The 4,709-nt window shown below is 68.9% G+C and carries 6 protein-coding genes; 5 read left to right on the forward strand and 1 reads right to left on the reverse strand.

Features of this window, described 5'->3' with window-relative positions:
* From ACFWPJ_RS25070 to ACFWPJ_RS25080, 3 genes are all read left to right on the forward strand, one after another.
* A partial coding sequence (locus ACFWPJ_RS25070; protein WP_378854835.1) for a sensor histidine kinase occupies positions 1 to 866 on the forward strand: 866 nt, incomplete at its 5' end.
* Positions 863 to 1,480, forward strand: coding sequence for a LuxR C-terminal-related transcriptional regulator (locus ACFWPJ_RS25075; RefSeq protein ID WP_378854836.1), 618 nt, complete (start codon positions 863 to 865; stop codon positions 1,478 to 1,480). The genes ACFWPJ_RS25070 and ACFWPJ_RS25075, both read left to right, overlap by 4 nt.
* A 43-nt stretch (positions 1,481 to 1,523) precedes the next feature.
* Positions 1,524 to 1,949, forward strand: a complete 426-nt coding sequence (locus ACFWPJ_RS25080) for a PPOX class F420-dependent oxidoreductase (protein ID WP_378854837.1) — start codon at positions 1,524 to 1,526, stop codon at positions 1,947 to 1,949.
* Here the strand turns inward: ACFWPJ_RS25080 and ACFWPJ_RS25085 are convergent.
* Positions 1,921 to 2,661 (reverse strand): DUF3105 domain-containing protein, encoded by a 741-nt coding sequence (locus tag ACFWPJ_RS25085; protein ID WP_378854838.1) that lies wholly within the window; start codon positions 2,659 to 2,661, stop codon positions 1,921 to 1,923. The genes ACFWPJ_RS25080 and ACFWPJ_RS25085 overlap by 29 nt on opposite strands.
* A 245-nt stretch (positions 2,662 to 2,906) precedes the next feature.
* Between ACFWPJ_RS25085 and ACFWPJ_RS25090 the strand changes: the two genes are divergently transcribed.
* Both ACFWPJ_RS25090 and ACFWPJ_RS25095 read left to right on the forward strand, forming a co-directional pair.
* Positions 2,907 to 3,905 carry an Rpn family recombination-promoting nuclease/putative transposase gene (locus ACFWPJ_RS25090; protein WP_378854839.1) on the forward strand — a complete coding sequence of 333 codons (999 nt, stop codon included), beginning with the start codon at positions 2,907 to 2,909 and terminating at the stop codon, positions 3,903 to 3,905.
* Positions 3,906 to 4,068: 163 nt separating this feature from the next.
* A partial coding sequence (locus ACFWPJ_RS25095; protein ID WP_378854840.1) for a cobalt-precorrin-4/precorrin-4 C(11)-methyltransferase occupies positions 4,069 to 4,709 on the forward strand: 641 nt, incomplete at its 3' end.

Consider the following 4,709-nt stretch of genomic DNA (forward strand, 5'->3'; position numbering starts at 1 on the left):
ACCTGTCTCTGCTGCCGCGACCGTGGAATCTGGTCGCGGTGGTGCTGGCCACGGCCGTCGGGGTCGTCGGATTCGCGGCGCACCGTGGCTGGTCGGCCGGGGCCGTGGTCGGTCCGGTGCTCGGCGCGCTGGTCGCCATCGGTATCGGACTCGGTTACCAGGCGCTGTATCGCGAAGCGGTGGAGCGGGAGCGGTTGATCAACGAATTGATCGACACCAGAGCGGTTCTCGCCGCCCAGGAACGCACCGCGGGCAAACTCGCCGAACGGGAGCGGCTGGCCAAGGAAATCCACGACACCGTCGCCCAGGGGCTCAGCAGTATCCAGCTCCTGCTGCACGCCGCCGAGCAGGCCGCACCGGATCATCCAGCGCTGGAACGCATTCGGCTCGCCCGCGAGACCGCCGCCGAGGATCTGGCCGAGACCCGCAGGCTCATCGACGAATTGTCACCGGCCGCGCTGGATGGGCAGTCGCTGGCCGAGGCGCTGGAACGAATCTGCGAGCGCGCGCAATCGCCGACGCTGGACACCCAGCTGCTCGTCGAGGGCGAGCCGGAGCGGTTGCCGATGCCGGTAGAGGCGGCGCTGGTGCGGATCGCGCAGAGCGCGGTCGCCAATGTCGTCCAGCACGCGGCGGCCGCGCGGATGCGGGTCACCCTCACCTACGACGACACCGACGTGCACCTCGACATCGTCGACGATGGCATCGGTATCGCGCCGGACGTCCTGCGCGGGCCGCGATCCGGTGCGTTCGGCCTGGCCGCCATGCGCAGCCGCGTCGAACAGCAAGGTGGTGCGATGACGATCGAATCCGAGCCGGGCCACACCGCCGTCACCGTGTCCTTCCCGCTGGGAGCGGTCTCGTGATCCGGCTGCTGCTCGCCGACGACCACGCCATCGTCCGCGCCGGTCTGCGCGCCCTGCTCGAGGCGGCCGATGACATCACCGTCGTCGGCGATGTCGCCGATGCCGATGCGGCCGTTGCCTTCTGCGCCGCCAACCCCGTCGATCTGGTGCTGATGGACCTGCGCTTCGGCGACGGCCGCTCCGGCGCCTCCGCCACCGCGGGCCTGCGGGCCCTGCCCGCCCCGCCCAACGTCCTGGTGGTCACCAACTACGACACCGACGCCGACATCCTCGGCGCCATCGAAGCGGGCGCCGTCGGCTACCTCCTCAAGGACACCCCGCCCACCGAGCTCCTCGCCGCCGTCCGCGCCGCCGCGGCAGGCGAGAGCGTCCTCTCGCCGACCGTGGCCTCCCGCCTGATGACCCGCGTCCGCCGCGCCGACACCACCCTCAGCCCCCGCGAGGTCGAGGTACTGCGCCTGGTCGCCGCGGGCCTGTCGAATCGCGAGATCGCCAAACAACTGTTCCTCAGCGAGACGACGGTGAAATCCCACCTGGTCCACATCTACGCCAAGCTCGGGGTGAAGTCGCGAACCTCGGCCGTCGCGACCGCGCGCGAGCAGGGCGCGATCTGAGTCGTACCGGGTGATCGGGTGGTGGCCCGCCTACGCTGAACCCATGGCCTCACTCGCTGATCCTCAGGTGCGCGAATTCCTCTCCCACGGAACACGAACGGGCAAGGTGGCCTTCACCGGTGCCGACGGTCGTCCGCTGGTCACCCCGGTCTGGTTCATCGTCGAAGGGGACGAGCTGGTCTTCAATACCGGCAAGAACACCGCCAAGGGGCGGGCGTTCGCGCGGGATCCCCGGGTCGCCCTGTGTGTCGATCTCGAGGAGCCGCCGTACGCGCTGGTGGAGGTGCAGGGGACGGTGACGCTGTCCGAGGATCTCGACGAGCTCGTCCGGACGGCGACCGAGATCGCCGGTCGCTACATGGGGCCGGACAAGGCCGAGGAGTTCGGCAAGCGCAACGGCGTGGCGGGTGAGCTCGTCGTGCGGGTTCGGCCGACCAAGATCATCGCCCACTTCCAGGTGACGGCGTAGGAAAGTCGGGTATCGCGGCCCCGTCGCTGTTCGGATCCACGGCGCCGGGGCCGGGGCCGGTGGGGTCGAACGGCGGTGGGTTGGTGCGATCGAACAGCGGTGCCGAGCAGGTGGCGCCGGGTTCCGGTGTGGTGTAGGGGTTTTCGCGCAGGGCGACGATGAACTGGTCGATCCGGGGGTCGTCGGCGCTGTCGAGTTTCAGTTGATGGCCCCACGATTGCAGGGAGATCGGGTGGTCCATGCCGGGAATCGGTGACATCACGGTGTAGGGCCTGTCCTTGACCCGCGCGGCGAGCGCGGCGCGATCCTCGGCGTTCACCTTGTCCGGGTTGTAGGCGATCCATACCGCGCCGTGTTCCAGCGAGTGCACCATGTTCTCGGTGCGGACGCCCTTGTCGTACACGACGCCGTCGCAGGCCGCCCACCTGCTGTCGTGCGGTCCGCCCAGCGGCGGGATCGTGGGGTAGGCGACCCGCTGGGTGCTGGTCACGTGCAGGCCGGGCGGGAACTCGGTGATCACGATGCCGGGGATCTCGCGGGCCGGATCCTGGTTGTCGGCGGTCGGCACGAAGGAGTCCAGCGCGGCGGTGGCGGTGCCGTCCACCTTGTCGCCCGTCGAGCAGCCGGTGGCGAAGAGCGCGGCGCCCGCGATGCCCACCGCGGCGGCGGCGCGTGCGTGCCTCGTGCCGATCGTCGTGTTCGAATTCCGCACCGCGGTCCCCTGTCGTCGTGCCGGTCTTCGCCGATGAGTCAGAACCTACTCGCCTGCTCCTCGCCGCGGCACCCGCCCACGCCGGTTCTCGCGGTCGGCAACCGGCGATGACCAGTAGAGGCAACCGGCGATGACCAGTAGAGAAGGCGCGTCGCTGCCGAGTCGGCTGGGTGATCTCGGACGCGGCTCGGATCGACTGGCCCGCAATAGTTGTCCCACCCGTCTGGTATTCATTCGGTGTGCCTATGACTGATCAAGGGGGTGGTCCGCACGACGCGCTATGCCGTCGGATCCTCGGTCGTCCGGAGAACGCTGCTTCCGAACTGCGGTCGCAGTTGCCGGAAGCGTTTGTCGCGCAGGCGGACTGGTCGACATTAACGCTGTTGCCTTCGGGGTACGTCTCGGCGCATCTGCGGTCGCGGTATGGCGATCTGTTGTTCTCGGTGGAGGTCGAGGGGCAGCCGGCGTTCGTCTACTGTCTGATCGAGCACCAGAGTCGCCCGGACAAGTTGATGGCGTTGCGGTTGGCCGAGTACATGGTCAATATCTGGACGCGATATGTCGGTGACCATCCGGGCACCGAGGTGTTGCCGGTCATCGTTCCGCTGGTCGTGCATGCGCATCCGAAAGGGCGGCGATGGCGGGCGGCGACGGAGCTGTCGCAGCTGTTCGCGATGTCACCGAGGGTGCGGGAGTCGCTGGGGGAGCTGGTACCGCGACTTCGGTATGTCGTCGACGATGTCAGTGCCGTCGATCTGGTCGAGTTGCGGAAGCGGCCGTTGACACCGGCGGTGTTGGTGATGTTGTACGCGTTGCAGGTGGCAAGCCGCGCCGATGTCGTAGAGCGACTGTTTTCGCTGGTCGATGACGTCTCGGTCATGTTCGGTGGCCCGAACGGTCTCGATGATTTGCAGGCGGTCGTGACGTACATTGGTCGTGTCAGTGACGTTGAGCCGGAGAAGTTCGAACCGCTGCTGGACCGGCTGGAACCGCAGGTAAGGGAGGCCATCGTGACTACTGCTGAAATATTGGAAGCCCGTGGCGAGGCCCGCGGCGAGGCCCGCGGCAAATCTGCGGGTGAGGTTTGCGGCAAGGGTGACATGTTGCTTCAGCAGCTGGGCCTCAAGTTCGGTGCTGTGTCCGAGTCGGTGACCGTGCGGGTGCGGGCGGCGACGCTGGCGGAGCTGGATCGGTGGGCCCTGCAGTTCGTGACGGCGACAACGATCGAGGAAGCGCTCAGCTGACCGCCGATGGTCAGCGGCTCGGTCCGAGGCGCGCGGTGGCCGAAGTCCGGTCCTCCGCCGACGCGGACCCGGCACAGGGCTCGATCCGGGGAAAGCTGGGATCGATGCCTGCCGCGGCGCACGGCATCAGGCGGTCGCAGTCGCGGCCGTAGACTCGCGTCCCATGGCTGTTCATTTCATCGGGGCCGGCCCCGGCGCGGCCGACCTGCTCACGGTGCGCGCGGTGAACCTGCTGCGCGAGAGCCCGGTCTGCCTCTACGCGGGCACCTACCTCGACCCCGAGGTCCTCGCCCACTGCGCGCCGGACACCGAACTGATCGACACCCAGCGCCTCGACCTGGACCAGAGCACCGACCACCTCGTCCGCGCCCACCAGGCGGGCCAGGACGTGGCCCGCCTGTGCTCGGGCGACCCGTCCCTGTATTCGGCCCTCACCGAACAGACCCGCCGCCTCGACGCGCACGGCGTTCCCTGGGACATCACCCCCGGCGTCCCCGCCTACGCGGCAGCCGCGGCCGCCCTCGGCACCGAACTGACCGTCCCCGAGGTCGTCCAGTCGGTCGTCCTCACCCGCACCCAGGCCCGCTCCACCGCGATGCCCGCCGGCGAGGCTCTCGCCAACTTCGCCGCCACCGGCGCCACCCTCGCCCTGCACCTCGCGATCACCCGCATCCGGGTCATCGCCGAGGAACTAGCTGACGAGTACGGCCCGGTCTGCCCGGTCCCCGTCGGCAACCGCGCGAGCCAACCCCAACAACAGATCCAGCGCGGCACCCACACCCACAACGCCCACCCAGTCGAAAC

It is taken from the genome of Nocardia sp. NPDC058497, from assembly GCF_042720195.1.
Lineage (GTDB): Bacteria > Actinomycetota > Actinomycetes > Mycobacteriales > Mycobacteriaceae > Nocardia.